36 protein-coding genes are annotated in these 25,365 nt (G+C 46.3%); all 36 read left to right on the forward strand.

Annotated elements, in window-relative coordinates; all coding sequences use genetic code 11:
- The 36 genes from rpoC to dsbD all read left to right on the forward strand — a co-directional run bounded on the left by rpoC (position 1) and on the right by dsbD (position 25,363).
- Positions 1-4,263 carry a DNA-directed RNA polymerase subunit beta' gene (rpoC, locus tag A8O14_RS00275; RefSeq protein WP_068947690.1) on the forward strand — a complete coding sequence of 1,421 codons (4,263 nt, stop codon included), beginning with the start codon at positions 1-3 and terminating at the stop codon, positions 4,261-4,263.
- A 177-nt stretch (positions 4,264-4,440) separates the two neighbouring features.
- Positions 4,441-4,821, forward strand: a complete 381-nt coding sequence (rpsL, locus tag A8O14_RS00280; protein WP_068947691.1) for a 30S ribosomal protein S12 — start codon at positions 4,441-4,443, stop codon at positions 4,819-4,821.
- 158 nt (positions 4,822-4,979) lie between these two features.
- The gene (rpsG, locus tag A8O14_RS00285; protein WP_068320103.1) at positions 4,980-5,450 is read left to right on the forward strand and encodes a 30S ribosomal protein S7; all 471 of its coding nucleotides are present in this window, start codon (positions 4,980-4,982) and stop codon (positions 5,448-5,450) included.
- A gap of 27 nt (positions 5,451-5,477) precedes the next feature.
- Complete coding sequence (gene fusA, locus A8O14_RS00290; RefSeq protein WP_068947692.1) at positions 5,478-7,580, forward strand: elongation factor G; 2,103 nt, start codon at positions 5,478-5,480, stop codon at positions 7,578-7,580.
- A 50-nt stretch (positions 7,581-7,630) separates the two neighbouring features.
- On the forward strand, positions 7,631-8,821 hold the full coding sequence (tuf, locus tag A8O14_RS00295) for an elongation factor Tu (protein ID WP_068947683.1): 1,191 nt from the start codon (positions 7,631-7,633) through the stop codon (positions 8,819-8,821).
- A gap of 134 nt (positions 8,822-8,955) precedes the next feature.
- The gene (rpsJ, locus tag A8O14_RS00300; RefSeq protein ID WP_011901899.1) at positions 8,956-9,267 is read left to right on the forward strand and encodes a 30S ribosomal protein S10; all 312 of its coding nucleotides are present in this window, start codon (positions 8,956-8,958) and stop codon (positions 9,265-9,267) included.
- A gap of 197 nt (positions 9,268-9,464) precedes the next feature.
- Positions 9,465-10,121, forward strand: a complete 657-nt coding sequence (rplC, locus tag A8O14_RS00305) for a 50S ribosomal protein L3 (protein WP_068949633.1) — start codon at positions 9,465-9,467, stop codon at positions 10,119-10,121.
- Positions 10,122-10,132: 11 nt separating this feature from the next.
- On the forward strand, positions 10,133-10,753 hold the full coding sequence (rplD, locus tag A8O14_RS00310) for a 50S ribosomal protein L4 (protein WP_011901901.1): 621 nt from the start codon (positions 10,133-10,135) through the stop codon (positions 10,751-10,753).
- On the forward strand, positions 10,750-11,064 hold the full coding sequence (rplW, locus tag A8O14_RS00315) for a 50S ribosomal protein L23 (RefSeq protein WP_068947693.1): 315 nt from the start codon (positions 10,750-10,752) through the stop codon (positions 11,062-11,064). Before rplD ends, rplW begins: the two co-directional genes overlap by 4 nt.
- A 2-nt stretch (positions 11,065-11,066) precedes the next feature.
- Positions 11,067-11,897, forward strand: a complete 831-nt coding sequence (rplB, locus tag A8O14_RS00320) for a 50S ribosomal protein L2 (RefSeq protein ID WP_068947694.1) — start codon at positions 11,067-11,069, stop codon at positions 11,895-11,897.
- Between the two features lie 19 nt (positions 11,898-11,916).
- Positions 11,917-12,195, forward strand: a complete 279-nt coding sequence (gene rpsS, locus A8O14_RS00325) for a 30S ribosomal protein S19 (RefSeq protein WP_011901904.1) — start codon at positions 11,917-11,919, stop codon at positions 12,193-12,195.
- A 7-nt stretch (positions 12,196-12,202) separates the two neighbouring features.
- Complete coding sequence (rplV, locus tag A8O14_RS00330; RefSeq protein ID WP_197712017.1) at positions 12,203-12,535, forward strand: 50S ribosomal protein L22; 333 nt, start codon at positions 12,203-12,205, stop codon at positions 12,533-12,535.
- Between the two features lie 8 nt (positions 12,536-12,543).
- Positions 12,544-13,371, forward strand: coding sequence for a 30S ribosomal protein S3 (gene rpsC, locus A8O14_RS00335; RefSeq protein WP_068947696.1), 828 nt, complete (start codon positions 12,544-12,546; stop codon positions 13,369-13,371).
- Between the two features lie 2 nt (positions 13,372-13,373).
- Positions 13,374-13,787 (forward strand): 50S ribosomal protein L16, encoded by a 414-nt coding sequence (rplP, locus tag A8O14_RS00340; RefSeq protein ID WP_011901907.1) that lies wholly within the window; start codon positions 13,374-13,376, stop codon positions 13,785-13,787.
- Positions 13,788-13,801: 14 nt separating this feature from the next.
- A complete protein-coding gene (gene rpmC, locus A8O14_RS00345) occupies positions 13,802-13,996 on the forward strand; it encodes a 50S ribosomal protein L29 (RefSeq protein WP_068947697.1) in 195 nt (64 codons plus the stop codon).
- A 12-nt stretch (positions 13,997-14,008) separates the two neighbouring features.
- On the forward strand, positions 14,009-14,278 hold the full coding sequence (gene rpsQ, locus A8O14_RS00350; protein ID WP_011901909.1) for a 30S ribosomal protein S17: 270 nt from the start codon (positions 14,009-14,011) through the stop codon (positions 14,276-14,278).
- Positions 14,279-14,462: 184 nt separating this feature from the next.
- Complete coding sequence (gene rplN / locus A8O14_RS00355; protein WP_011901910.1) at positions 14,463-14,831, forward strand: 50S ribosomal protein L14; 369 nt, start codon at positions 14,463-14,465, stop codon at positions 14,829-14,831.
- Positions 14,832-14,840: 9 nt separating this feature from the next.
- Complete coding sequence (gene rplX, locus A8O14_RS00360; protein ID WP_068947698.1) at positions 14,841-15,149, forward strand: 50S ribosomal protein L24; 309 nt, start codon at positions 14,841-14,843, stop codon at positions 15,147-15,149.
- Between the two features lie 16 nt (positions 15,150-15,165).
- Entirely contained in the window at positions 15,166-15,708 is a 543-nt protein-coding gene (gene rplE / locus A8O14_RS00365; protein ID WP_068947699.1) for a 50S ribosomal protein L5, read from the forward strand.
- A 9-nt stretch (positions 15,709-15,717) separates the two neighbouring features.
- Entirely contained in the window at positions 15,718-16,023 is a 306-nt protein-coding gene (gene rpsN, locus A8O14_RS00370; RefSeq protein WP_011901913.1) for a 30S ribosomal protein S14, read from the forward strand.
- A 24-nt stretch (positions 16,024-16,047) separates the two neighbouring features.
- Positions 16,048-16,443: a 30S ribosomal protein S8 gene (gene rpsH / locus A8O14_RS00375; protein ID WP_068947700.1), complete on the forward strand. Its 396-nt coding sequence runs from the start codon at positions 16,048-16,050 to the stop codon at positions 16,441-16,443.
- Positions 16,444-16,453: 10 nt separating this feature from the next.
- Positions 16,454-16,987, forward strand: coding sequence for a 50S ribosomal protein L6 (gene rplF / locus A8O14_RS00380; RefSeq protein WP_068947701.1), 534 nt, complete (start codon positions 16,454-16,456; stop codon positions 16,985-16,987).
- A 13-nt stretch (positions 16,988-17,000) separates the two neighbouring features.
- Entirely contained in the window at positions 17,001-17,354 is a 354-nt protein-coding gene (gene rplR / locus A8O14_RS00385; protein WP_068947702.1) for a 50S ribosomal protein L18, read from the forward strand.
- Positions 17,355-17,372: 18 nt separating this feature from the next.
- Positions 17,373-17,891 (forward strand): 30S ribosomal protein S5, encoded by a 519-nt coding sequence (rpsE, locus tag A8O14_RS00390; RefSeq protein ID WP_068947703.1) that lies wholly within the window; start codon positions 17,373-17,375, stop codon positions 17,889-17,891.
- A gap of 24 nt (positions 17,892-17,915) precedes the next feature.
- Positions 17,916-18,104: a 50S ribosomal protein L30 gene (gene rpmD, locus A8O14_RS00395; RefSeq protein ID WP_068947704.1), complete on the forward strand. Its 189-nt coding sequence runs from the start codon at positions 17,916-17,918 to the stop codon at positions 18,102-18,104.
- A gap of 27 nt (positions 18,105-18,131) precedes the next feature.
- Entirely contained in the window at positions 18,132-18,572 is a 441-nt protein-coding gene (rplO, locus tag A8O14_RS00400) for a 50S ribosomal protein L15 (protein WP_068947705.1), read from the forward strand.
- Between the two features lie 16 nt (positions 18,573-18,588).
- Complete coding sequence (gene secY / locus A8O14_RS00405) at positions 18,589-19,926, forward strand: preprotein translocase subunit SecY (RefSeq protein WP_068947706.1); 1,338 nt, start codon at positions 18,589-18,591, stop codon at positions 19,924-19,926.
- 4 nt (positions 19,927-19,930) lie between these two features.
- The gene (infA, locus tag A8O14_RS00410) at positions 19,931-20,149 is read left to right on the forward strand and encodes a translation initiation factor IF-1 (protein ID WP_068320132.1); all 219 of its coding nucleotides are present in this window, start codon (positions 19,931-19,933) and stop codon (positions 20,147-20,149) included.
- A gap of 34 nt (positions 20,150-20,183) precedes the next feature.
- The gene (gene rpmJ, locus A8O14_RS00415) at positions 20,184-20,300 is read left to right on the forward strand and encodes a 50S ribosomal protein L36 (RefSeq protein ID WP_012357167.1); all 117 of its coding nucleotides are present in this window, start codon (positions 20,184-20,186) and stop codon (positions 20,298-20,300) included.
- 24 nt (positions 20,301-20,324) lie between these two features.
- On the forward strand, positions 20,325-20,690 hold the full coding sequence (gene rpsM, locus A8O14_RS00420; RefSeq protein ID WP_068947707.1) for a 30S ribosomal protein S13: 366 nt from the start codon (positions 20,325-20,327) through the stop codon (positions 20,688-20,690).
- An 18-nt stretch (positions 20,691-20,708) separates the two neighbouring features.
- Positions 20,709-21,116, forward strand: coding sequence for a 30S ribosomal protein S11 (gene rpsK / locus A8O14_RS00425; protein ID WP_015420254.1), 408 nt, complete (start codon positions 20,709-20,711; stop codon positions 21,114-21,116).
- A gap of 116 nt (positions 21,117-21,232) precedes the next feature.
- Complete coding sequence (gene rpsD, locus A8O14_RS00430; protein ID WP_068947708.1) at positions 21,233-21,856, forward strand: 30S ribosomal protein S4; 624 nt, start codon at positions 21,233-21,235, stop codon at positions 21,854-21,856.
- A gap of 23 nt (positions 21,857-21,879) precedes the next feature.
- Positions 21,880-22,860 carry a DNA-directed RNA polymerase subunit alpha gene (locus A8O14_RS00435; RefSeq protein WP_068947709.1) on the forward strand — a complete coding sequence of 327 codons (981 nt, stop codon included), beginning with the start codon at positions 21,880-21,882 and terminating at the stop codon, positions 22,858-22,860.
- Positions 22,861-22,876: 16 nt separating this feature from the next.
- Positions 22,877-23,272 carry a 50S ribosomal protein L17 gene (gene rplQ, locus A8O14_RS00440; RefSeq protein WP_068947710.1) on the forward strand — a complete coding sequence of 132 codons (396 nt, stop codon included), beginning with the start codon at positions 22,877-22,879 and terminating at the stop codon, positions 23,270-23,272.
- Between the two features lie 67 nt (positions 23,273-23,339).
- The gene (gene cutA, locus A8O14_RS00445) at positions 23,340-23,690 is read left to right on the forward strand and encodes a divalent-cation tolerance protein CutA (RefSeq protein WP_068947711.1); all 351 of its coding nucleotides are present in this window, start codon (positions 23,340-23,342) and stop codon (positions 23,688-23,690) included.
- Positions 23,687-25,363, forward strand: coding sequence for a protein-disulfide reductase DsbD (gene dsbD, locus A8O14_RS00450; protein ID WP_068947712.1), 1,677 nt, complete (start codon positions 23,687-23,689; stop codon positions 25,361-25,363). The genes cutA and dsbD overlap by 4 nt, the downstream gene beginning before the upstream one ends.
- Positions 25,364-25,365: the final 2 nt, after the last annotated feature.

Genomic DNA, 25,365 nt, shown 5'->3' on the forward strand with positions numbered 1-25,365 from the left:
ATGAAAGCATTGCTCGATTTATTTAAGCAAACGCAGGGTGATGAGCAATTTGATGTCATCAAGATTGGCCTTGCATCTCCTGAGAAAATTCGCTCATGGTCTTTTGGTGAAGTACGCAAGCCAGAAACCATCAACTATCGGACTTTTAAGCCCGAGCGTGATGGCTTGTTCTGCGCCAAGATTTTTGGACCAACTAAAGACTACGAGTGCTTATGCGGCAAGTACAAGCGCTTAAAGTTCCGTGGCGTAATCTGCGAGAAGTGTGGTGTTGAAGTTACTCTCGCTAAGGTACGTCGTGAGCGCATGGGTCACATTGAGTTGGCAGCCCCTGTAGCGCACATCTGGTTCTTGAAGTCCCTGCCATCCCGTTTGGGTATGGTTCTCGATATGACATTGCGTGATATCGAGCGTGTTCTTTACTTTGAGGCATATGTAGTCGTTGATCCTGGCATGACTCCTGAGGGTGCAATGAAGCGCGGTCAGATCATGTCTGAAGATGAATACATCGCTAAGACTGAAGAGTATGGTGACGGTGCATTTACTGCCATCATGGGCGCGGAAGGCATTCGTGATCTCTTGCGTTCGATTGATATCGATCGTGAAGTAGAGACTATTCGTGCTGAATTGAAAGCCACTGGTAGCGATGCCAAAATCAAGAAATACGCTAAGCGCTTAAAAGTGCTCGAGGCGTTCCAGACTTCAGGTATTAAGCCTGACTGGATGATTATGGAAGTGTTGCCAGTATTGCCACCTGAATTGCGCCCATTGGTGCCATTGGATGGCGGTCGCTTTGCTACTTCTGATTTGAACGACCTCTATCGTCGTGTGATCAACCGTAACAACCGTTTGAAGCGTTTGTTAGAGTTGCGCGCACCAGAGATTATCGTTCGTAACGAAAAACGGATGTTGCAAGAAGCGGTTGACTCATTGCTCGACAACGGTCGTCGCGGTAAGGCGATGACTGGCGCTAACAAGCGTCCTCTCAAGTCCTTGGCTGAGATGATTAAAGGTAAGAGCGGTCGTTTCCGTCAAAACTTGTTGGGTAAACGCGTTGACTACTCAGGTCGTTCAGTCATCGTGGTTGGTCCTACATTGAAATTGCATCAGTGCGGCTTACCAAAATTGATGGCTTTGGAATTATTCAAGCCATTCATTTTCAACAAGCTTGAGACTTTGGGAATTGCAACCACGATTAAGGCTGCGAAGAAAGAAGTTGAAAGCCAGACTCCAATCGTTTGGGACATTCTCGAAGAAGTGATTCGTGAACATCCAATCATGCTCAACCGTGCGCCTACATTGCACCGTCTCGGTATCCAGGCTTTCGAGCCAATGCTGATTGAAGGTAAAGCAATCCAATTGCACCCATTAGTTTGCGCAGCATTTAACGCGGACTTTGACGGTGACCAAATGGCGGTTCACGTTCCTTTGTCGCTCGAAGCGCAAATGGAAGCACGTACATTGATGTTGGCTTCGAACAACGTATTGTTCCCAGCTAACGGCGAGCCATCCATTGTTCCTTCGCAGGACGTGGTGTTGGGTCTGTACTACGCTACACGCGACAAGATCAACGGTAAAGGCGAAGGCATGGTTTTCGCCAACATTACTGAAGTAGTGCGCGCATACGAGGCAGGTCAAGTTGAATTGGCTTCTCGTGTTGCTGTGCGTATTACTGAGTATGAGATCGTGGACAAGAAAGCAGAGGGCGATGCCCGTTTTGCTGAGAAGACCAAGATTTATCACACATCAGTTGGCCGCGCCATCTTGTCTGAGATTTTGCCTAAAGGCATGTCTTTCGAGGAAATTAACAAGCCTTTGAAGAAAAAAGAAATCTCACGTTTGATCAATACATCATTCCGTAAGTGCGGCTTGCGCGAGACAGTCATTTTTGCTGATCGTCTCTTGCAGTCCGGCTTCCGTTTGGCGACCAATGCTGGTATTTCTGTTGCGATTGACGATATGTTGATCCCAACCTCTAAAGACCGCATCATCACCGAAGCTTCTTCCAAGGTTAAAGAGTATGACAAGCAATTTATGTCAGGCCTCGTAACCAATCAAGAGCGTTATAACAACGTGGTTGATATCTGGGGTGCTGCTGGTGACCAAGTTGGTAAGGCGATGATGGATGAGTTGTCACACGTTGACGTACTTGACCGTAACGGCAAGACTGTGCGTCAAGAATCCTTTAACTCCATCTACATGATGGCGGATTCTGGTGCGCGTGGATCTGCAGCGCAGATTCGTCAGTTGGCTGGTATGCGTGGTTTGATGGCGAAGCCTGATGGCTCCATCATTGAAACCCCAATTACTGCGAACTTCCGTGAAGGTTTGAACGTGTTGCAGTACTTCATCTCAACCCACGGTGCTCGTAAAGGTCTAGCCGATACAGCGTTGAAGACAGCAAACTCTGGTTACTTGACACGTCGTTTATGCGACGTAACTCAAGACCTCGTGGTGATTGAAGAGGATTGCGGCGCAACTTCTGGCGTAACGATGAAGGCGCTTGTTGAAGGCGGCGAAATTATCGAAGCATTGCGCGACCGTATTTTGGGTCGTGTGTGTATCGGTGACATCGTTCATCCTGACACACAAGAAGTCATCGTTCCTAACGATACATTACTTGATGAGGATCATGTTGATCAGATCGTTGCATTAGGTATCGACGAGGTTAAAGTGCGCACAGTATTGTCTTGCTTAACTCGCTTTGGCTTGTGCGCCAAGTGCTACGGTCGTGATCTAGGTCGCGGTGGTTTGGTCAACGTTGGTGAAGCAGTTGGTGTGATCGCTGCTCAGTCCATCGGTGAGCCAGGCACGCAGTTGACTATGCGCACCTTCCACATTGGTGGTGCAGCATCACGTGCATTGGTTGCAAGCAATATCGAAGCTAAATCTAACGGTGCTTTGAAGTTCTCTGGCACGATGCGTGTTGTGAAGAACGCGAAGGGTGAGCAGATCGTGATTTCACGTTCTGGCGAAGCCTTGATTGTTGACGAGAATGGCCGTGAGCGCGAGCGTCATAAAGTGCCCTACGGCGCAACTCTCTTGTTGAAAGAAGATGCAGCGGTTAAAGCTGGCGCAAGCTTAGCAACCTGGGATCCGTTAACACGTCCGATTATTTCTGAGTATGCTGGTATCGCTCGCTTTGACAACGTTGAAGAAGGTGTAACCGTTGCTAAGCAGGTTGACGAAGTGACTGGTCTTTCCACTTTGGTGGTGATTGATGGTAAGCGTCGTTCCGCAGCAAGCAAAGGCGTTCGCCCAGTGATCAACTTGATTGATGACAAGGGTAATGACGTCATGATCGCCGGTACTGATCACCCAGTGAACATTGGCCTCCAAGTAGGCGCTTTGATTACTGTTAAAGATGGTCAAAAGGTCGAAGTGGGCGAAGTATTGGCGCGTATTCCAATCGAATCACAGAAGACTCGCGATATTACCGGCGGTTTGCCACGCGTTGCAGAATTGTTCGAAGCACGTTCACCAAAAGACGCAGCTGTCTTGGCGAAAGTTACTGGAACCGTTTCCTTCGGTAAAGAAACCAAAGGTAAGCAGCGTTTGGTGATTACCGATATGGATGGCGAAGCTAATGAATTCTTGATTCCTAAAGAGAAGCAAGTTCTCGTTCACGACGGTCAAGTTGTGAATAAGGGCGAGATGATTGTGGAAGGCCCTGCCGATCCACATGACATCTTGACCCTCAAAGGTATTGAAGAGTTGGCAATCTACATCGTTGACGAAGTTCAAGACGTTTATCGTCTCCAGGGTGTGAAGATTAATGACAAGCACATTGAAGTGATCGTGCGTCAGATGTTGCGTCGTGTTCAGGTAACTGATCCAGGCGATACATCCTTCATCACTGGTGAGCAAGTTGAGCGTTCTAAGCTGTATGACGCAAACGATGCTGTGATTGCTCAAGGCAAGCACCCAGCTCAATTCGACAACGTATTGCTTGGTATTACTAAGGCATCCTTGTCGACCGACAGCTTCATTTCAGCGGCTTCTTTCCAAGAAACCACCCGTGTATTGACCGAAGCCGCAATTATGGGCAAGACCGATACCCTCCGTGGCCTCAAGGAAAACGTCATTATTGGTCGCCTGATCCCTGCTGGTACCGGCTTGTCTTACCGCCGTGCACGCAAGGTCAGAGAGCAATTCGAGCGTGATCGCGCTCAAATGATTGCTGCCGAAGAGGAAGCATTGGCTAACGCCCCTGTAGAAATTGAGGCTGAAGTCGTTGCTCCTGCTGGGGAGACTGATCCGAGCTAATTTGGTAAATCTGGCCAGAAATGGCCAGCTTTTTCCCCATTAGGTTGACGGAAAAGGCTGGTCAGGCTAGAATGCTGAGTTCTACTGATTCAGAAGAGGGTCTTTTTGACCTAGAAATTCTCTAAGTCATTGATTTTCTTGAAGAAAGCAACAAAGAAGTACTAACCGAGCTATTTTATGCCAACAATTAATCAATTATTACGCAAGCCAAGAACAAGGCTTACCGTTAAAAGCAAGAGCCCTGCGCTGCAAAACAGCCCGCAGCGCCGTGGTGTTTGTACACGTGTGTACACCACTACTCCTAAAAAGCCTAACTCTGCGCTCCGTAAGGTAGCCAAAGTTCGCTTAACCAATGGTTTTGAAGTGATTTCATACATTGGCGGTGAAGGCCATAACCTCCAGGAGCACTCAGTAGTGTTGATCCGCGGTGGTCGTGTTAAGGATTTGCCAGGTGTGCGTTATCACATCGTTCGCGGTTCTTTGGACTTACAAGGCGTTAAAGATCGTAAGCAAGCCCGTTCTAAGTACGGCGCTAAGCGTGCCAAGAAAGCTGCTTAATTTTTAATGAAGCAGCTGTAGTTTTTGCAGTAAGTCGTTGTTTGTCAGACTTAAAAGACAAGTAAGTGGCTGTTCCGTTTGGAAATTTTTCTAAATAGTAGGACAGCCGGAGCGGGTGATCCAGGTGGGCCACCCCTAACTGAACTGAAGGAGTAGTTATGCCACGTCGTCGTGAAGTTCCCAAACGGGAAATTTTGCCGGATCCAAAATTCGGCAATGTAGAAGTCGCTAAATTCATGAACGTCCTGATGTTGGACGGCAAGAAATCGGTTGCAGAGCGTATCGTTTACGGTGCCTTTGATCACATCGAGAAAAAAGCAAACAAAGAACCACTCGAAATTTTTTCAACAGCCATGGGCAACGTTAAGCCAATGGTTGAGGTAAAGAGCCGTCGCGTTGGTGGTGCTAACTATCAAGTTCCTGTTGAAGTTCGTCCATCACGCCGTTCCGCTTTGGCAATGCGCTGGTTGCGCGAAGCTGCTAAGAAGCGCGGCGAAAAATCGATGGCTCAACGTTTAGCCAACGAATTATTAGAAGCTGCTGAAGGTCGTGGCGGCGCAATGAAGAAGCGTGAAGAAGTTCACCGTATGGCAGAAGCTAACAAAGCTTTCTCACATTTCCGCTTCTAATCCAATAGTTAAGAAAAGGCACCAACAGTGGCACGTAAAACCCCCATCGACAAATACCGTAATATTGGTATTTCTGCGCACATTGACGCAGGTAAGACAACAACTACAGAACGCGTTTTGTTCTACACCGGCGTTAATCACAAGATTGGCGAAGTACATGATGGCGCAGCTACCATGGACTGGATGGAGCAAGAGCAAGAGCGTGGTATCACGATTACTTCTGCTGCTACGACCACTTTCTGGAAGGGTATGGCGGGCAATATGCCTGAGCACCGTATCAATATTATTGATACTCCAGGACACGTAGACTTCACGATTGAAGTTGAGCGTTCAATGCGCGTGTTGGATGGTGCTTGCATGGTTTACTGTGCGGTAGGTGGTGTACAGCCCCAATCTGAAACTGTTTGGCGTCAAGCGAACAAGTATCAAGTTCCACGTTTGGCATTCGTAAACAAGATGGACCGGACTGGCGCGAACTTCTTCAAGGTTTATGACCAAATGAAGACTCGTCTCAAAGCCAACCCAATCTTGATTCAAATTCCAATCGGCGCAGAAGAAAATTTCAAAGGTGTTGTGGATTTGGTAAAGATGAAGGCTATCTATTGGGATGAGGCTTCACAAGGTACTAAGTTTACTTACGAAGATATCCCTGCTGAATTACAAGCATCTGCTGAAGAGTGGCGCGAGAAAATGCTCGAAGCTGCTGCAGAGAGTTCAGAAGAGTTGATGGAAAAATATCTCGGCGGTGAAGGCTTAACCGAAGAAGAAATTAAAGGCGCATTGCGTCAACGTACTATCGCTAACGAAATCGTTCCAATGTTGTGTGGAACTGCGTTTAAGAATAAGGGTGTTCAGGCGATGTTGGATGCAGTGGTTGAGTTGTTGCCATCTCCATTAGACGTTCCACCAGTTCCATGTGAATTGGAAGACGGTACACCTGCAGAACGTAAAGCTGCTGATGATGAGAAGTTCTCCGCATTGGCATTTAAGATCATGACTGATCCATTCGTTGGCCAGCTGATCTTCTTCCGCGTTTACTCAGGTGTAATGAAGTCTGGCGACACCATCTACAACCCAATTAAGGGCAAGAAAGAGCGTGTTGGTCGTTTGTTGCAGATGCATGCAAACCAACGTGAAGAAATTAAAGAGGTTTACGCAGGCGATATCGCTGCTGCAGTTGGTCTAAAAGATGCAACCACCGGTGAAACATTGTGTGATCCAGATAGCATCGTGATTTTGGAGCGCATGGTATTCCCAGAGCCAGTGATTTCACAAGCTGTTGAGCCAAAGACAAAAGCTGACCAAGAAAAAATGGGTCTTGCTTTGAATCGTTTGGCACAAGAAGATCCTTCTTTCCGTGTGAAGACTGACGAAGAGTCAGGCCAAACCATTATTTCCGGTATGGGCGAGCTCCACTTGGAAATTTTGGTTGATCGTATGAAGCGTGAGTTCAGCGTTGAAGCAACTGTTGGTAAGCCACAAGTTGCCTATCGTGAAACGATTCGTAAGGTTTGTGAAGAGATCGAAGGTAAATTCGTTAAACAGTCTGGTGGTCGCGGCCAATACGGTCACGTGGTATTGAAGTTAGAACCACAAGCCCCAGGTAAAGGTTTTGAATTCGTTGACGCTATTAAGGGCGGTGTAGTTCCACGTGAATACATCCCTGCAGTTGAAAAAGGCATCATCGAAACATTGAACTCCGGTATTTTGGCTGGCTATCCAGTTGTAGATATCAAGGCGACATTGTTCTTCGGTTCATACCATGACGTTGACTCCAACGAAAACGCATTTAAGATGGCAGGCTCAATGGCGTTCAAGGATGGTATGCGTAAAGCATCACCAGTATTGCTTGAGCCAATGATGGCTGTTGAAGTTGAAACACCAGAAGATTTCATGGGTAACGTAATGGGTGACCTCTCATCACGTCGCGGTATTTTGCAAGGTATGGATGACATTCCAGGCGGCGGCAAGATTGTTCGCGCTGAAGTGCCATTGGCAGAGATGTTTGGTTACTCAACTGGCTTGCGCTCGTTGACCCAAGGACGCGCTACCTACACCATGGAATTTAAGCATTATTCCGAAGCACCTAAGAACGTTGCTGAAGCAGTTATGGCTGCTAAAGCGAAGTAATTTATCCACATCATTTTGAATATTGACTAGCTAAAGAAGGCAGATTAAAAATGGCAAAAGAAAAGTTTGAGCGGACAAAACCGCACGTAAACGTAGGCACCATCGGTCACGTTGACCACGGTAAAACCACATTGACAGCAGCAATCGCAACCGTGCTCTCAAAGGCATTTGGTGGCGAAGCTAAAGCATACGATCAGATCGATGCTGCTCCAGAAGAAAAAGCCCGTGGTATTACGATTAATACAGCACACGTTGAGTATGAGACAGCGAATCGTCACTACGCTCACGTGGATTGCCCAGGACATGCTGACTACGTGAAGAACATGATTACTGGTGCTGCTCAGATGGACGGCGCAATTTTGGTTTGCTCTGCAGCTGACGGCCCAATGCCACAAACTCGTGAGCACATCCTCTTGGCACGCCAAGTAGGCGTTCCTTACATCGTTGTGTTCTTGAACAAGTGCGACATGGTCGATGACGCTGAATTGTTAGAGTTAGTTGAAATGGAAGTTCGTGAACTTCTGTCTAAATACGATTTCCCTGGCGATGACACTCCAATCATCCAAGGCTCTGCTAAGTTGGCTCTTGAAGGTGACGAAGGCCCATTGGGTAAAGAAGCCATCATGAAATTGGCTGAAGCATTAGATACTTACATCCCAACTCCAGAGCGTGCCATTGATGGTGCGTTCTTGATGCCAGTAGAAGACGTGTTCTCAATCTCCGGTCGCGGTACTGTGGTGACTGGTCGTATCGAGCGCGGCATCATCAAAGTTGGTGAAGAGATTGAAATCGTTGGTATCAAACCAACTCTCAAAACTACCTGTACTGGCGTTGAAATGTTCCGCAAATTGCTCGACCAAGGTCAAGCAGGCGATAACGTTGGTATCTTGTTACGCGGTACAAAACGTGAAGAAGTTGAGCGCGGCCAAGTATTGGCTAAGCCAGGCTCCATCACCCCACATACTCACTTTACAGCCGAGGTTTACATCTTGGGTAAAGATGAAGGTGGTCGTCATACTCCATTCTTTAACAACTATCGTCCACAGTTTTACTTCCGTACAACGGACGTAACCGGTTCAATCGAGTTGCCAAAAGACAAAGAAATGGTGATGCCTGGTGATAACGTCACGATTACCGTAAAACTCATCGCGCCAATCGCGATGGAAGAAGGTTTACGTTTTGCGATCCGTGAAGGTGGCCGTACTGTTGGCGCCGGCGTGGTTGCAAAGATTTTGGCTTAAGTAGTAACTAGATTTAAAGCAGTAGAAGTAATTAATATTTAGCGGTTTGCTAACCGGTGACATCAGTGCTGCTGATGTCACCGTGCTCTTTAGATGTATAACGTGGCAGCACCACACCGCTCTTTGGAATTAATATGCAAAACCAAAAAATTCGTATTCGCCTCAAAGCATTTGATTACCGTTTGATCGACCAGTCAGCAGCTGAAATCGTTGATACAGCTAAGCGCACTGGTGCAGTTGTTAAGGGTCCAGTACCTTTGCCTACTCGTATTGAGCGTTTTGATATCTTGCGTTCACCACACGTGAACAAGACATCCCGTGATCAGTTAGAGATCCGTACCCATCTGCGTTTGATGGATATCGTTGATCCTACCGAGAAAACAGTAGATGCCTTGATGAAATTAGACCTCCCAGCAGGTGTGGACGTCGAAATTAAGTTGCAATAATTTGTTGTTTCCGGTCTTTTTGCTTGTAAAGATCAGTATTTCGGGATAGAATCTAAGGCTTCGCTCGATTATTTGGGTGAAATTTTAGGCTTTATCAGCATTAAAAACTTTGTAAGTTATTGATTTAGAAGTACTTTTACTTGTAAATCACTTAAATTAATTTTGCCGACCAATCGAAGTCGGCGTGGAGCATGAATATGAGCTTAGGCTTAATCGGCCGCAAGGTCGGCATGACCCGTCTATTTACGGACGAAGGGGAAGCAATTCCTGTCACCGTAATCGACGTGAGCGACAACAGAATCGCTCAAATCAAGACCCAGGCAACTGATGGCTATGATGCTATCCAGTTGGCACATGGCACACGTAGAGCTACTCGCGTTACCAAAGCAATGGCTGGTCACTTCGCCAAAGCTGGAGTGATGGCTGGTAACGGTCTCAACGAATTCCAATTAGACGCAGCAAAAATCGCGGAAATGACACCAGGACAAGTAATTCCTGCTGACGCTGCATTTACTGCTGGTCAAAAAGTGGATGTACAAGGCGTATCGATCGGTAAAGGTTACGCCGGTACCATCAAGCGTTATCACTTCGCTTCTGGTCGTGCATCCCACGGTAACTCTAGATCACACAACGTACCAGGCTCTATCGGTATGGCGCAAGATCCAGGTCGTGTTTTCCCAGGTAAGCGCATGACTGGCCACCTTGGTGACGTTACACGTACCGTACAAAATTTAGTCATCGCACGCATTGATGCAGAACGTAATCTCATCATGGTTAAAGGCGCTATTCCAGGCGCCCCAGGCGGTAAAGTTATTGTTACTCCAGCGGTGAAAACACCGTTGAAGAAGAAATAAGGAGAGCGAATATGGAACTTAAGCTTCTCCAGGACAACGGTACTTTAGGTGCAGGCGTACAAGCTTCGCCAGAAGTATTTGAGCGTGAATATAACGAAGCATTGGTACACCAAGTTGTAGTGGCTTACCAAGCAAATGCACGTAGCGGTAACCGTGCACAAAAAGACCGTGAGCAAGTTAAGCACACAACTAAGAAACCTTGGCGTCAAAAAGGTACTGGTCGTGCACGTGCTGGTATGAGCTCTTCCCCGCTGTGGCGTGGAGGCGGCCGTATATTCCCAAATTCTCCAGAAGAGAATTTCAGCCAAAAAGTAAACAAGAAAATGTACCGCGCTGGTATGAGATCTATTTTGTCTCAGTTAGCACGCGAAGGTCGTTTGAATGTAGTTGATCAATTTAGTCTCGATGCTCCAAAGACCAAAGTTTTAGCTGACAAAGTTAAGGCAATGGGCTTGGATTCAGTCTTGATTATTGTTGATCAGGTTAGCGAGAATTTGTACTTGGCATCACGTAATTTGCATAAGGTTGCTGTATGTGAACCGCAGCACGCTGATCCATTAGCTTTGGTGCAATACAAAAAAGTATTGGTAAGCAAAGCTGCGATCGCAAAAATTGAGGAGTTGCTGAAATGAGCCAAGTCCGTAAAAACGATCACAACCTGATGAAGGTTCTGCTTGGTCCTGTTATCTCTGAGAAAGCCACTATGGTTGCAGAGAAAAACGAACAAGTAGTTTTCCAAGTAGCTCGCGATGCAAACAAGAGCGATGTAAAACAAGCAGTTGAATTGCTCTTCAAAGTGCAAGTGGACTCAGTTCAAATCGTGAATCAAAAGGGTAAGCCTAAGCGCTATGGCCGTTTTGAAGGTCGTCGTGACCACACTAAGAAGGCCTACGTGAATTTGAAGCCAGGCCAAGAAATTAACTTTGAAGCGGAGGCGAATTAATCATGCCTTTGATGAAAACAAAACCGACCTCACCAGGTCGTCGTTCAATGGTCAAGGTGGTCAATCCTGACCTCCATAAAGGCAAGCCTTTTGCACCATTGTTAGAGCCACAGTTTCAAAAAGCGGGCCGTAACAACAACGGTCACATCACTACCCGTCATAAAGGTGGTGGTCATAAGCATCACTATCGTGTTGTTGACTTCAAACGCAACGACAAGGATGGCATTCCAGCTAAAGTTGAACGCTTGGAATACGATCCAAACCGCAGTGCAAATATTGCATTGATCGTGTTTGCTGATGGTGAGCGTCGCTATATTCCTGCTGCTAAAGGCATGACTGTTGGTCAAGCAATCATGAATGGTTCTGAAGCGCCAATCAAATCTGGTAACAACTTGCCGATTCGCAATATTCCAGTTGGTAGCACTATTCACTGCGTTGAAATTCTCCCAGGTAAAGGTGCACAAGTTGCACGTTCAGCTGGTGGTTCAGCGGTATTGCTAGCTCGTGAAGGCGTATACGCTCAAGTGCGTTTGCGCTCTGGTGAAGTTCGCCGTGTTCTGATTGAGTGCCGCGCCACTATTGGTGAAGTTGGTAATGAAGAGCACAGCTTGCGTCAAATTGGTAAAGCAGGTGCAAATCGCTGGCGTGGTATTCGCCCAACCGTTCGCGGTGTGGCAATGAACCCAGTAGATCACCCACACGGTGGTGGTGAAGGTAGAACTGGCGAAGGCCGTGTACCTGTATCTCCATGGGGCACACCAACCAAAGGTTATCGCACACGTCGCAATAAGCGTACAACTTCGATGATCGTTCAACGTCGTCAAAAACGTTAAGCGATAAGGATAAATAGATATGACACGTTCAGCTAAAAAAGGCCCATTCTGCGACGCCAGCTTAGTAAAAAAAGTTGAAGTTGCACAAGCCAACAAGGACAAAAAGCCGATCAAAACTTGGTCACGCCGTTCAACAATCCTCCCAGACTTTATTGGTCTGACGATTGCTGTACATAACGGTCGTCAACACGTTCCGGTTTATGTATCAGAAAACATGGTGGGTCATAAGTTAGGCGAATTTGCCTTGACCCGTACTTTCAAAGGTCACGCTGCTGACAAGAAAGTAACGAAGAAGTAAGGGGATGATGATGGAAGTTAAAGCTATTCACAAGGGTGCCCGCATTTCTGCGCAAAAGACACGTTTGGTCGCCGACCAGATCCGTGGTTTGCCAATTGCTCGCGCATTAAACATTTTGAACTTCAGCCCCAAAAAAGCTGCCTTCATTGTGAAAAAAGTAGTTGAATCAGCGATTGCAAATGCTGAACACAATAAAGGTGCTGACATTGATGAGCTCAAGGTATCAGCGGTAATCGTTGATAAAGGTACTTCCTTGAAGCGCTTCACAGCACGCGCTAAGGGTCGTGGCAATCAAATCGAAAAACAAACTTGTCACATTAGCGTGACCTTGAGTAACTAAGGAAAGATATGGGCCAAAAGATTAACCCCACCGGATTCCGACTCGCGGTAACGAAGAATTGGACATCACGTTGGTATGCGAACAATACTGACTTCGCAAAGATGCTGAAAGAGGACGTAGATGTCCGTAGCTATTTAAAGAAGAAGTTGAAGAATGCATCCGTTAGCAAAGTTGTGATCGAGCGTCCTGCTAAGAACGCACGCATCACTATCTATAGCTCACGTCCAGGCGTTGTAATTGGTAAAAAAGGCGAGGATATCGAAGTTCTCCGTCGTGAATTACAAAAGCGTATGGGTGTTCCAGTTCACGTGAACATTGAAGAAATTCGTAAGCCTGAAGTTGATGCGCAATTGATTGCTGACTCTATTACTCAGCAGCTCGAAAAACGTATCATGTTCCGTCGTGCTATGAAGCGTGCAATGCAAAGCGCAATGCGTCTTGGCGCGCAGGGCATCAAGATCATGTCTTCTGGTCGTTTGAACGGCGCAGAAATTGCTCGTCGCGAATGGTACCGTGAAGGTCGTGTTCCACTTCATACATTGAAGGCTGATATTGATTACGCAACATCAGAAGCTGAAACAACATACGGCATCATCGGTGTAAAAGTTTGGGTTTACAAAGGCGACACATTGGGTCGCGGTGCAGAAGCTCAAGTAGCCGCGCCATCTGCTGAACCAGCTGCCGAAGAAAAGAAAACTCGTCGTGCTCCAAGCAAAACAGCTGCTCGTAAACCAGCTGCTGGTGCTGACAAGCCATTAGTTGCTGCTAAGCCAGCAGTAAAGCGTGTGCGTAAGGTAGAAACACCTGCAGCAGACACGCAGAAGTCAGGAGAGTAAGCATGCTACAACCAAAGCGTCGCAAGTATCGCAAGGAACAAAAAGGTCGTAACACTGGCGTGGCAACACGCGGTAGTTCAGTAGCCTTTGGTGACTTTGGATTGAAGGCCGTTGGCCGTGGTCGTTTGACTGCTCGTCAAATTGAGTCAGCACGTCGTGCAATGACTCGTCACATTAAACGTGGTGGCCGTATTTGGATTCGCATTTTCCCAGATAAGCCAATTTCACAAAAACCTGCTGAAGTACGTATGGGTAACGGTAAAGGTAATCCAGAGTACTACGTAGCTGAAATTCAACCAGGCAAAGTGCTCTACGAGATGGACGGTGTTGATGAGCAATTGGCGCGCGAAGCTTTCAAGCTTGCTGCTGCTAAGTTGCCTTTGCAGACCACTTTCGTGATTCGCCACTTAGGTTGATCGGGATAGAGATTATGAAAAATAAAGAATTAGCAGCTAAAGATCTGACTGCCTTGAACGCAGAATTGACAGAGCTCTTAAAGACAAACTTTAAGCTCCGTATGCAAAAGGGCACTCAGCAACTCACCAATACCAGCCAATTGGGTAAGACTAAGCGCGACATTGCTCGTGTAAAGACTTTTATTGCCCAAAAGACTGCACAGAAATAAGGAAAAAGGGATATGACAGAGTTATCTAAACCCTTGCGCCGCACCCTCGTGGGCCGCGTTGTTAGCGACAAAATGCAAAAAACTGTGACGGTCTTGGTTGAGCGTCAAGTGAAGCATCCCGTGATTGGTAAGTACGTTGGCCAGTCCAAAAAGTACCACGCTCATGACGAAGCTGGCACATACAAGATGGGTGATACCGTTGAAATTGCTGAATCTAAGCCAATTTCACGAACTAAATCTTGGGTTGTGACCCGTTTGGTTGAGGCTTCAAAGGGTATCTAAGGTATTTTTAAGGGATTTTGGAGAAGTTTCTTCCCAAATCCCTGTTTTACGTAGTAGAATAGAAGGCTTCTCTGGTTTTATTGGAGAAGCAGTGTTTTTCATTAATTCCGGGTTTTAGCTTTCGTTAAAGCCCATAGACGGAACCAAGACTGTTTGCCTTTGGCCAATAAGTTGGGGATTAGAAATGATACAAACCGAAAGTAGATTGCAGGTCGCCGATAACACAGGCGCCAGTGAAGTTTTGTGCATCAAGGTATTGGGCGGCTCTAAGCGTCGTTACGCCAGTATCGGTGATGTCATCAAAGTCAGCGTTAAGTCAGCTGCTCCACGTGGCCGTGTAAAAAAAGGTGATATTTATAACGCTGTTGTTGTGAGAACAGCTAAGGGTGTTCGCCGTCCAGACGGTTCATTGATTAAGTTCGATGCAAACGCTGCGGTATTGCTCAACGCTAAGTTAGAGCCAATTGGCACACGTATCTTCGGACCAGTGACACGCGAATTGCGTACTGAGAAGTTCATGAAGATCGTTTCTCTCGCCCCCGAAGTGATTTAAGAGGCTGATATGAAAAAGATTCGTAAAGGTGATTCCGTAGTTCTCTTGACTGGCCGCGATAAAGGCAAGCAAGGAACTGTTACAGCCGTTCTCGATGAGAAGTTAGTCATCGAAGGCGTGAATATTTATAAAAAGAGCGTTAAGCCAAACCCAGCTGCTGGTGTAACCGGCGGCATGATTGACAAGACTATGCCTGTTCACATTTCTAATGTGGCTTTGGTTGACGGTAACGGCAAACCATCACGTGTTGGTATCAAACTCGTAGACGGTAAAAAGCAACGTTTCCTCAAAACCACTGGCGCGACATTAAGCGCATAAAGGGCACGGAGAAATTATGAGCACACGTTTTCAAGAACACTATCAAGCTAAAGTTGTTGCTGATTTGATCGCCAAGTTCGGCTATAAGTCTGCAATGGAAGTTCCGCGCATTACCAAAGTAACCCTGAACATGGGCTTGGGCGATGCAGTGAACGACAAGAAAATTATCGAAAATGCAGTTGGCGATTTAACTAAAGTTGCGGGCCAAAAGCCGGTGGTAACTAAAGCGAAAAAAGCGATTGCAGGTTTCAAAATTCGCCAAGGCTATCCAATCGGCGCCATGGTCACCTTGCGCGGTCAGCGCATGTACGAATTCTTGGACCGTTTCGTTACCGTTGCATTGCCTCGCGTACGTGACTTCCGTGGTATCTCCGGTAAAGCATTTGACGGCCGTGGTAACTACAACATCGGCGTTAAAGAACAGATCATTTTCCCTGAAATTGAATACGACAAAATTGATGCCCTCCGTGGTCTCAATATCAGTATTACGACGACTGCTAAAACCGACGAAGAAGCAAAAGCTTTGTTGGCAGCATTCAAATTCCCTTTCCGCAATTAAGAGGCTAACGTGGCAAAACTATCCCTGATTGAGCGCGAGAATAAGCGCGCAAAAACTGTAGAGAAGTACGCTGTAAAGCGTGCCGAACTCAAAGCGATCATTGCTGATCAATCACGCAGCGATGAAGAGCGCTATGAAGCTCGCTTGAAGCTACAGGCACTTCCACGTAACGCAAGTCCGATTCGTCAAAGAAATCGTTGTTCATTAACCGGTCGCCCACGTGGCACATTCCGCAAGTTCGGTTTGGCTCGTAGCAAGATTCGTGAAATCGCCTTTCGCGGCGAAATCCCCGGTTTAACCAAGGCCAGCTGGTAAGCGGCGAAAGAATTAGGAGAACTCATGAGTATCAGCGATCCAATCGCCGACATGTTGACCCGGATCCGCAATGCGCAAGCAGTGCAGAAGCCCCTGGTCACAATGCCGTCGTCAAAAGTTAAAGTAGCTATTGCAAAAGTTTTGCAAGATGAAGGCTATATCGAAAGTTTCGAAATCAAAGGTGAAGCAGCAAAGCCAGTGCTCCACATTGATCTCAAATACTATGCAGGCCGTCCTGTTATCGAGCGTATCGACCGTGTTTCTACACCAAGTTTACGTATCTATAAAGGCCGCCATGACATTCCAGAAGTAATGAATGGCTTGGGCATTGCAATTATTTCAACCCCTCAAGGCGTAATGACAGACCGTAAAGCACGTGCAACAGGCGTGGGCGGCGAAGTTATTTGCTACGTAGCTTAAGGAGCGAAATATGTCCCGCGTAGGTAAATCACCAATTACAGTTCCAAAGGGCGCTGAAATCAGCATCAATGGTGCAAATATTACTGTCAAAGGCCCATTGGGCACATTGACACATAACTTGCATCCGACGGTTGGTTTGAAACAAGAAGATGGTGTATTGACAGTGGTTGTAAACAGCGACTCTCCAGAAGCTGGTGCACAGTCAGGTACGGCACGTGCTTTGGTTAACAACATGGTTGTAGGCGTAACTTCAGGCTTTGAACGTAAGCTCAGCTTGGTAGGTGTTGGTTACCGTGCTCAAGCCCAAGGCGAAACATTGAAGTTGCAACTCGGTTTCTCGCACGACATTATTTACAACCTTCCTAAGGGCGTAAAAGCAGAGACTCCATCGCAAACTGAAATCATTATTAAAGGCTCCAACAAGCAGCAGGTTGGCCAGGTCGCAGCAGAAGTTCGCGCATATCGTTCACCAGAGCCATACAAAGGCAAAGGTGTTCGCTACGTGGATGAGGTTGTGCATCTGAAAGAAACTAAGAAGAAGTAAGCGAGATTAGAAAATGAATAAAGACGAATCCAGACAAAGACGTGCTCGGCAGACTCGCATTCGCATTGCTGAAGCTCAAGCAAATCGCTTAACAGTTATCCGTAGCAATTCCCATATTTCTGCACAGGTGTATAGCCCATGTGGAACCAAAGTTGTAGCAGCTGCTTCAACAATGGAAAAAGATTTGCGCCAAGCGATCAAAAACGGCGGTAACGCTGAAGCGGCAAAACAAATCGGCAAGTTAGTTGCTGAGCGTGCTGTTAAGGCAGGCATTGTTGATGTTGCTTTTGATCGTTCCGGTCATCGTTACCACGGCCGTATTAAGGCCTTAGCTGAAGCTGCGCGTGAAGCCGGCCTGAAGTTCTAATAGGGTTTAGGAAAAAACATGGCAAAAATGCAAACTAAGATGCAAAACGAAGAGCGTGATGATGGTCTTCGGGAGAAGATGATCGCTGTTAATCGTGTAACTAAAGTGGTTAAGGGTGGCCGTATTCTCGGCTTCGCTGCACTCACTGTAGTTGGCGATGGTGATGGCCGCATCGGCATGGGTAAAGGCAAATCAAAAGAAGTTCCAGTTGCCGTTCAAAAGGCAATGGACGAAGCCCGTCGCAAGATGATCAAAGTTTCCTTACGTAAAGGTACTTTGCAACACACCGTTACTGGTCAACATGGCGCATCACGCGTTTTGATTTCTCCAGCTAAAGACGGTACTGGAATTATTGCTGGTGGTCCAATGCGCGCAATTTTTGACGTAATGGGTGTAACCAATGTGGTTGCTAAGTCACTCGGTTCTACAAACCCGTACAACTTGGTTCGCGCAACGATTGATGGTTTGAGCAAGATGAGTACTCCTGCTGAGATTGCTGCTAAGCGCGGTAAGTCAGTTGAAGAGATTCTCGGCTAAGACCAAAAGATTAGGAATCTACAAATGACAAAATCAAACTCCAAAGTCAAACTGCAATTAGTGCGCAGCTTGATCGGTACACGCGAAAGCCACCGTGCAACTGTACGTGGCTTAGGCCTCGGTCGTATCAATTCAGTTTCTGAATTGGAAGACACTCCAGCTGTTCGCGGCATGATTAATAAAGTTTCTTATCTAGTTAAAGTCATTGGCTAATAACTAGCAAGTAAATAGGCGAAGAATATGCAACTCAACACAATTAAACCTGCAGAAGGCTCCAAGAAAAACCGTCGTCGCGTAGGTCGTGGCATTGGTTCTGGTCTTGGTAAAACTGCAGGCCGCGGTCACAAAGGTCAAAAATCTCGTTCCGGTGGATTCCACAAAGTTGGATTCGAAGGCGGTCAGATGCCTATGTATCGTCGTTTGCCAAAACGCGGTTTCGTGTCTTTGACACGTCGTCACGTTGGTCAAATTACTTTGAACGACTTAGCAAAAATCAACTTGCCAGAAGTGGACTTGTTGGTATTGAAGGCTCACGGTTTTGCTGGTGAGCAGATCAATGCAGTTAAGGTTATCAAGACTGGTGAACTCAAGATTGCGGTAACCCTCAAGGGCATCACAGCAACTGCCGGCGCTAAAGCAGCTATTGAAGCGGCTGGCGGCAAATTGCTTGAGTTGGCTTAATCGGTTTTTATTAGATATGGCATTAGCACCTACCAATAACGCAAGCACTGCAGCAGCAGGAGGCAAGTTCGGCGATTTACGTCGTCGCTTGGTTTTCCTGGTGTTGGCTTTGCTCGTTTATCGTTTGGGTGCGCATATTCCTGTTCCTGGTATCGATCCAGATCAGTTGGCACAGTTGTTTGCTGGTCAAAAAGACGGCATTTTGGGAATGTTTAACTTGTTCTCAGGTGGCGCTTTATCTCGCTTCACCGTATTTGCCTTGGGAATCATGCCGTACATTTCTGCATCGATCATCATGCAGTTGATGACGATTGTGGTGCCTGCATTGGAGTCTTTGAAGAAAGAAGGCCAAGCTGGTCAACGCAAGATTACTCAATACACCCGTTACGGCACTGTCTTCTTGGCGACTTTCCAAGCTTTGGGAATTTCAGTTGCATTGCAAGCTCAACCAGGTTTGGTTATTAACCCAGGTTTGATGTTTGAATTAAACACAGTGGTTACTTTGGTAACTGGCACGATGTTCTTGATGTGGCTTGGTGAGCAAATTACCGAGCGTGGCTTGGGTAATGGTATTTCCATCATTATTTTTGGCGGCATCGTTTCCGGCTTACCAAATGCATTAGCAAGCTTGCTAGAGTTGGTTCGTACCGGCTCAATGAATATTATTTCTGCTCTCTTGATCGTGGTGATCGTAGTAGCAGTAACTTACTTTGTGGTGTTTGTGGAGCGTGGTCAGCGCCGTATCTTGGTGAACTACGCTAAGCGTCAAGTTGGTAATAAGGTTTATGGCGGTCAGTCTTCATACTTCCCACTGAAATTGAACATGGCAGGCGTAATCCCCCCAATTTTTGCTTCTTCAATCATTTTGTTCCCTGCAACGATTGCTGGCTGGTTTACGTCAGGCGAGCCAACCAATATGTTCAGTAGAATCATTAAGGACTTAGCTGCAACTTTAGCTCCAGGTCAGCCTGTGTACACAATCTTGTACGCAGCTGCGATCATTTTCTTCTGCTTCTTCTATACCGCTTTGGTATTTAACAGCCGTGAGACTGCTGAGAACTTGAAGAAGAGCGGTGCCTTTGTTCCTGGTATTCGTCCGGGTGACCAAACAGCGCGTTACATCGACAAGATCTTGGTGCGCTTAACTTTGGCTGGTGCGATTTATATGGTTTTGGTGTGCTTGTTGCCAGAATTTTTAGTGTTGAAGTACAACGTGCCGTTTTATTTCGGCGGTACTTCATTGTTGATTATTGTTGTTGTTGCAATGGATTTCATGGCTCAAGTTCAGTCATTCGTGATGCAGCAGCAGTACGGCTCTTTGATGAAAAAAGCCAACTTTAAGATGGGCGCTTAACTGAATGTCTAAAGACGATGTAATTCAGATGGCGGGTGAGGTTGTAGAGAATTTGCCGAACGCGATGTTTCGCGTGAAGCTGGAAAACGGACATGTGGTTCTAGGGCACATTTCTGGAAAGATGCGGATGCACTACATCCGTATTTTGCCGGGAGATAAGGTGACGGTGGAGATGACTCCTTACGACCTTACGCGCGCCAGAATCATTTTCCGTGCGAAGTAAAGATTAAGTAGTACCTATTTTTAAGAGGTGAGTTATGAAAGTTTTAGCATCCGTTAAGTGTATTTGCAGAAATTGCAAGATCATTAAGCGCAAACGCGTTGTGCGTGTGATCTGTTCTTCAGACGCACGTCATAAGCAGCGTCAAGGCTGATCTGGTTAATTAAGAGGAAATCTCATGGCACGTATCGCTGGGGTAAACATCCCAAATCATCAACATACTGTTATTGGTTTAACAGCAATTTTTGGCATTGGCACAACTCGTGCTCGCAAAATTTGTCAGACTACAGGTGTTGCAATCGACAAAAAAGTTAAAGATCTTACTGACGCTGACTTGGAAAAGTTACGTGATGAAGTAGGTAAGTTCATCACCGAAGGTGACCTTCGTCGTGAAGTAACTATGAGCATCAAGCGTTTGATGGACTTAGGTTGCTACCGTGGCGTGCGTCATCGTAAGGGCTTGCCTGTACGTGGTCAACGTACCAAGACCAATGCGCGTACCCGTAAGGGCCCACGTAAGTCCGGCATCGCACTGAAGAAATAACCAAGAAAGTTTATTGACATGGCAAAACAACAATCCGCTTCCGCCGCCTCACAGCGCGCTCGTAAGAAGGTTAAAAAGAACGTTGCTGACGGTATTGCACACGTTCACGCTTCTTTTAACAACACCATCATTACGATTACTGATCGTCAAGGAAATGCGCTTTCATGGGCAACTTCTGGTGGCCAAGGCTTCAAAGGCTCACGTAAATCAACACCTTTTGCTGCTCAGGTAGCCGCAGAAGTTGCTGGTAAGACAGCTATTGAATGCGGTATCAAGAACTTGGAAGTTCAGATCAAAGGCCCAGGCCCAGGTCGTGAATCAGCAGTTCGTGCATTGAACTCATTGGGCATCAAGATCACTGAAATTCAAGACGTAACTCCAGTTCCACACAATGGTTGCCGTCCTCCTAAGCGTCGTCGTATCTAAGCTGGGAAGTTGGCAGTACAAGTTTTAGTAGTTTTTTATTAAAGCCCACTGTTCATCTGATTTAAAGGGTGAACTCACCGCCGGTCGTAAGACTGCGGCAAAGAAAGGAAAGCATCGTGGCACGTTACTTAGGGCCTAAGGCCAAATTAGCACGTCGGGAAGGTACCGACTTATTTTTAAAGAGCGCACGTCGCGCCCTGTCAGACAAGTGCAAGTTAGATACTAAGCCTGGTCAACATGGTCGTACATCTGGCTCAAGAACATCAGATTACGGTAATCAATTGCGTGAAAAGCAGAAGGTTAAGCGTATCTATGGCGTATTAGAGCGTCAATTTCGTCGTTACTTCGCTGAAGCTGAGCGTCGTAAGGGTAACACTGGTGAAACATTGCTCCAGTTGTTAGAGTCACGTCTCGATAACGTGGTCTATCGCATGGGCTTTGGTTCTACACGTGCAGAAGCACGTCAGTTGGTTTCTCATGGCGCCATCATGCTTAATGGCGGTGCTGTGAACATTCCATCTATTCAGGTTAAACCTGGTGACGTTGTTGCAATTCGTGAAAAAGCGAAGAAGCAAGCACGTATTACGGAATCACTCAATTTGGTTCAGCAGATGTCTGCAGTCACCTGGGTTTCAGTTGATGCAACTAAGCTGGAAGGAACATTTAAGCAAGTGCCCGACCGCGAAGATATTAGCGGTGAAATTAATGAAAGTTTGATCGTCGAATTGTATTCACGCTAATTAGGCACTCTCAAGGAAAAAATATGCAAACAAATTTGCTCAAGCCAAAGATTATTTCTGTTGAAGCGCTTACCGCCAACCAAGCTAAGGTTGTTATGGAGCCGTTCGAGCGTGGCTATGGCCACACACTCGGAAATGCATTACGTCGCGTACTCTTGTCCTCGATGGTTGGTTATGCACCAACTGAAGTAGCTATTGCAGGTGTAGTACATGAATATTCCACTTTGGATGGTGTTCAAGAGGACGTAGTAAATCTCTTGTTGAATCTCAAAGGTATCGTATTTAAGTTGCAATCCCGTGATGAAGTCACTATCAATTTGCGTAAAGAAGGCCCAGGCGTTGTTACTGCAAAAGATATCGACCTGCCACACGATGTAGAAATCATCAATCCTGATCACGTAATCGCTCACTTGTCTGCTGGTGGCAAGTTGGATATGCAGATCAAGGTTGAAAAAGGTCGTGGTTATGTTCCAGGTAACGTTCGTCAATACAATGACGAAACTACTAAGATCATTGGTCGTATCGTATTGGATGCTTCATTTAGCCCGGTTAGCCGTGTTAGCTATGCTGTTGAATCTGCTCGTGTTGAGCAACGTACCGACCTTGATCGTCTCGTAATGACTATCGAAACAAACGGTGTCTTGTCTCCTGAAGAAGCAATTCGTCAAGCAGCTAGCATCTTGGTTGATCAATTGGTTGTATTCGCAGCTCTTGAGAGCAGCGAAGCTTCTGGTGATCTCGCACCAAGCCGCTCTTCAATGGTTGACCCAATGTTGATGCGTCCAGTTGATGATCTCGAGCTCACAGTTCGCTCTGCAAACTGCTTGAAGGCTGAGAACATTTACTACATTGGTGACTTGATTCAACGTACAGAGAATGAATTGTTGAAGACGCCTAATCTGGGTCGTAAGTCTTTGAATGAAATCAAAGACGTATTGGCTGCTCGTGGCTTAAGTCTTGGCATGAAACTCGAAAGCTGGCCTCCAGCTAACCTCGAGAAATAATTAGAAAGGAAGCATCATGCGTCACGGAAACGGCTTACGCAAACTAAACAGAACATCTTCACATCGCTTGGCGATGCTGCGCAACATGTCCAATTCACTTTTGGAACACGAAGTGATTAAGACCACTTTGCCAAAAGCAAAAGAATTGCGCATGGTTGTTGAGCCTTTGATTACCTTGGGTAAAAAAGATAACTTGGCAAACCGTCGCTTGGCATTCAATCGCACACGTGATCGCGATATCGTGACTAAACTCTTCACAGAGCTCGGCCCACGCTATGCAACACGTCCAGGTGGCTATCTTCGTATTTTGAAGTTTGGCTTCCGTCATGGCGACAATGCTCCAATGGCATTGGTTGAGTTAGTTGATCGTCCAGAAGTTGAAGAAACAACAGCTGTAGCAGAAGAGGCTTAAGTCTCCCAGCTATTGAAAAGCCAGGCTTCGGTCTGGCTTTTTTCATTTATAGGTTTATAAATACGGTATGCCTCAAAACCGCTCAGTCAATCCCAGCAAGCTTTTGGTAGTCGTCACCAGTCTTCCGAATGTGGAGGCTGCTAAGGGCTTGGCTCGTGCCTTGGTAGAGGAAAATTTGGCGGCTTGCGTGCAATTGATTGATGGCATGCAATCTGTCTATCGCTGGGAGGGTAGGGTTTGCGAAGAGCATGAAGTGCTTCTCTCTGCAAAAACTACCGCCAGTAAATGGTTAGATATTTCAAGCTTTATCCAAAAGCAGCATCCCTATGATATCCCAGAGATTCTGGCATTTTCACCGGAGCAATATGCGCAGCAATATGGTGAATGGGTACAAGCTGAGGTAAATTCAAAGACATGAAAATTCAATCTTTTCTGAAAGCAGTTATCACAGCACTTGTGTTGTTCTCAGCACAGGTTTTTGCGTCAACTGATTTCTTGCCCCCAGAAAAAGCCTTTCGAGTAGAGGCTACTTGGTTAGAAAACTCAAATCAGGTTGAGCTTGAATTCTTGCCTGCTAAAGGCTATTACCTCTATCAAGAATCGTTGCAATTTGAGGTAGGCTCAGAAGCTGGGAAGCTATATAAAATAAGGCCAAAACTGCCATTAGGCGTTGAAAAGTTTGATGAAACTTTTCAGAAAAAACTGCAAGTTTATAAGCAACCATTCTTGGTGTTGCTTGATGTCAAGCCTGTAGCGGGCAAGCCAATTCATATTGAAGCAAGTCTTCAAGGTTGCGCAGAAGCAGGCATTTGTTATCCACCAATGACCATGAAATTTTTATTGGCCGCACCTGGTGTTAAGGCTGCACCAATTCCTGAAGTTTTTGAAGGTGCGCAAACTCAACAAAATACTGATGCTGAATTTAGCTTGACTGATTTATGGCGTGAGCGTGATGACGTGAATGCAATCGGTCGCTTCTTGCAAAACACTTCTACCGCATACTTATTTCTTGCATTCTTTGTCTTGGGTTTGGCTTTGGCCTTTACGCCTTGCGTTTTGCCAATGCTCCCAATTCTTTCAAGCGTAATTTTCGGCACCCAAGATGGCAAGGCAGTATCTAAGGGGCGTGCGAGCGTATTGGCATTGGCCTATGTCTTAGGAATGGCCTTGGTCTATGCCTTGGCTGGAGTGCTGATGGCTGCCCTTGGGGGTAGCGTTCAAAGAGCTCTGCAGAGCCCATTTGCTCTAGCTGCCTTTGCACTTCTGCTTTTAGGCTTATCTGGCAGCTTATTTGGCTTATATGACCTCAGATTGCCACAATCATGGCACCACCATATTGATCGATTAGCTGGGCGCCAAAAGGGCGGCAGTATCGTCGGAGCTTTCGCTCTAGGTGGAATCTCCACCTTAGTTGCCAGTCCCTGTATTACCGCCCCATTAGCTGGTGTGTTGGCTTTTATTGCTCAAACCGGCTCCATGAGCTTAGGCGCAGGACTGCTTTTTGTGATGGCCTTAGGAATGGGCTTACCACTTCTCTTTATTGCAATTGAGGCACGTATTTTGATCCCATCCACAGGTATTTGGATGGTGTATTTGCAGCGTACTCTGGGTGTTTTATTAGTGGCCACAGCAGCCTGGATCGCCTCCCCACTGATTCAAAAAAATGAAGCAGCTGGGTCAGCAAAAATTATTAACGGTCAAAGCATTCGTCAAGTTGGAAATTTATCTTTTGTGGTGATTCATTCGCCAGCAGATTTAGATGTGCAACTGAATAAAGCCAAACAAGTACAGAAATTGGTCCTGCTCGATTTTTATGCTGACTGGTGTATCAGCTGCAAAGAAATGGAAGTGAATACCTTTGCTAATCCAGAGGTCAGCATGGAACTTCAGCCCTTTGTTTTGTTACAGGCCGACGTGACTGCCAATAGTCCTGAGAATCAGGCGCTACTACAGCGCTTTGGTTTATTTGGTCCCCCCGGTATTTTGATCTTTAATCAAAATTCTGAAGAGCAAAAAGAGAAACGTGTGATTGGCTATATGCCGCCACAGCGTTTTTCTGAGCGCTTAAGAAAAGTAAAACAAGCTAACTAACT

Origin of the sequence: Polynucleobacter wuianus (assembly GCF_001659725.1) — a bacterium.
GTDB classification, from domain to species: domain Bacteria; phylum Pseudomonadota; class Gammaproteobacteria; order Burkholderiales; family Burkholderiaceae; genus Polynucleobacter; species Polynucleobacter wuianus.

Excerpts from the sequence above, each read along its gene's own strand:
- A8O14_RS00435 (WP_068947709.1), top strand. The coding sequence starts at position 21,880 with ATGCAAACAAATTTGCTCAAGCCAAAGATTATTTCTGTTGAAGCGCTT.
- rpsQ (WP_011901909.1), top strand. The coding sequence starts at position 14,009 with ATGACAGAGTTATCTAAACCCTTGCGCCGCACCCTCGTGGGCCGCGTT.
- rplR (WP_068947702.1), top strand. The coding sequence starts at position 17,001 with ATGAATAAAGACGAATCCAGACAAAGACGTGCTCGGCAGACTCGCATT.
- rplP (WP_011901907.1), top strand. The coding sequence starts at position 13,374 with ATGCTACAACCAAAGCGTCGCAAGTATCGCAAGGAACAAAAAGGTCGT.
- rplB (WP_068947694.1), top strand. The coding sequence starts at position 11,067 with ATGCCTTTGATGAAAACAAAACCGACCTCACCAGGTCGTCGTTCAATG.
- rplX (WP_068947698.1), top strand. The coding sequence starts at position 14,841 with ATGAAAAAGATTCGTAAAGGTGATTCCGTAGTTCTCTTGACTGGCCGC.
- rpsE (WP_068947703.1), top strand. The coding sequence starts at position 17,373 with ATGGCAAAAATGCAAACTAAGATGCAAAACGAAGAGCGTGATGATGGT.
- rplO (WP_068947705.1), top strand. The coding sequence starts at position 18,132 with ATGCAACTCAACACAATTAAACCTGCAGAAGGCTCCAAGAAAAACCGT.
- rpsG (WP_068320103.1), top strand. The coding sequence starts at position 4,980 with ATGCCACGTCGTCGTGAAGTTCCCAAACGGGAAATTTTGCCGGATCCA.
- rplF (WP_068947701.1), top strand. The coding sequence starts at position 16,454 with ATGTCCCGCGTAGGTAAATCACCAATTACAGTTCCAAAGGGCGCTGAA.
- tuf (WP_068947683.1), top strand. The coding sequence starts at position 7,631 with ATGGCAAAAGAAAAGTTTGAGCGGACAAAACCGCACGTAAACGTAGGC.
- rpsL (WP_068947691.1), top strand. The coding sequence starts at position 4,441 with ATGCCAACAATTAATCAATTATTACGCAAGCCAAGAACAAGGCTTACC.
- rpmC (WP_068947697.1), top strand. The coding sequence starts at position 13,802 with ATGAAAAATAAAGAATTAGCAGCTAAAGATCTGACTGCCTTGAACGCA.
- rpoC (WP_068947690.1), top strand. The coding sequence starts at position 1 with ATGAAAGCATTGCTCGATTTATTTAAGCAAACGCAGGGTGATGAGCAA.
- rpsH (WP_068947700.1), top strand. The coding sequence starts at position 16,048 with ATGAGTATCAGCGATCCAATCGCCGACATGTTGACCCGGATCCGCAAT.
- rpmD (WP_068947704.1), top strand. The coding sequence starts at position 17,916 with ATGACAAAATCAAACTCCAAAGTCAAACTGCAATTAGTGCGCAGCTTG.
- rplV (WP_197712017.1), top strand. The coding sequence starts at position 12,203 with ATGATGGAAGTTAAAGCTATTCACAAGGGTGCCCGCATTTCTGCGCAA.
- rplD (WP_011901901.1), top strand. The coding sequence starts at position 10,133 with ATGGAACTTAAGCTTCTCCAGGACAACGGTACTTTAGGTGCAGGCGTA.
- rpsM (WP_068947707.1), top strand. The coding sequence starts at position 20,325 with ATGGCACGTATCGCTGGGGTAAACATCCCAAATCATCAACATACTGTT.
- rpsS (WP_011901904.1), top strand. The coding sequence starts at position 11,917 with ATGACACGTTCAGCTAAAAAAGGCCCATTCTGCGACGCCAGCTTAGTA.
- rpsK (WP_015420254.1), top strand. The coding sequence starts at position 20,709 with ATGGCAAAACAACAATCCGCTTCCGCCGCCTCACAGCGCGCTCGTAAG.
- rplC (WP_068949633.1), top strand. The coding sequence starts at position 9,465 with ATGAGCTTAGGCTTAATCGGCCGCAAGGTCGGCATGACCCGTCTATTT.
- rplE (WP_068947699.1), top strand. The coding sequence starts at position 15,166 with ATGAGCACACGTTTTCAAGAACACTATCAAGCTAAAGTTGTTGCTGAT.
- rplW (WP_068947693.1), top strand. The coding sequence starts at position 10,750 with ATGAGCCAAGTCCGTAAAAACGATCACAACCTGATGAAGGTTCTGCTT.
- infA (WP_068320132.1), top strand. The coding sequence starts at position 19,931 with ATGTCTAAAGACGATGTAATTCAGATGGCGGGTGAGGTTGTAGAGAAT.
- rpmJ (WP_012357167.1), top strand. The coding sequence starts at position 20,184 with ATGAAAGTTTTAGCATCCGTTAAGTGTATTTGCAGAAATTGCAAGATC.
- rpsC (WP_068947696.1), top strand. The coding sequence starts at position 12,544 with ATGGGCCAAAAGATTAACCCCACCGGATTCCGACTCGCGGTAACGAAG.
- rpsJ (WP_011901899.1), top strand. The coding sequence starts at position 8,956 with ATGCAAAACCAAAAAATTCGTATTCGCCTCAAAGCATTTGATTACCGT.
- dsbD (WP_068947712.1), top strand. The coding sequence starts at position 23,687 with ATGAAAATTCAATCTTTTCTGAAAGCAGTTATCACAGCACTTGTGTTG.
- cutA (WP_068947711.1), top strand. The coding sequence starts at position 23,340 with ATGCCTCAAAACCGCTCAGTCAATCCCAGCAAGCTTTTGGTAGTCGTC.
- rplQ (WP_068947710.1), top strand. The coding sequence starts at position 22,877 with ATGCGTCACGGAAACGGCTTACGCAAACTAAACAGAACATCTTCACAT.
- rplN (WP_011901910.1), top strand. The coding sequence starts at position 14,463 with ATGATACAAACCGAAAGTAGATTGCAGGTCGCCGATAACACAGGCGCC.
- secY (WP_068947706.1), top strand. The coding sequence starts at position 18,589 with ATGGCATTAGCACCTACCAATAACGCAAGCACTGCAGCAGCAGGAGGC.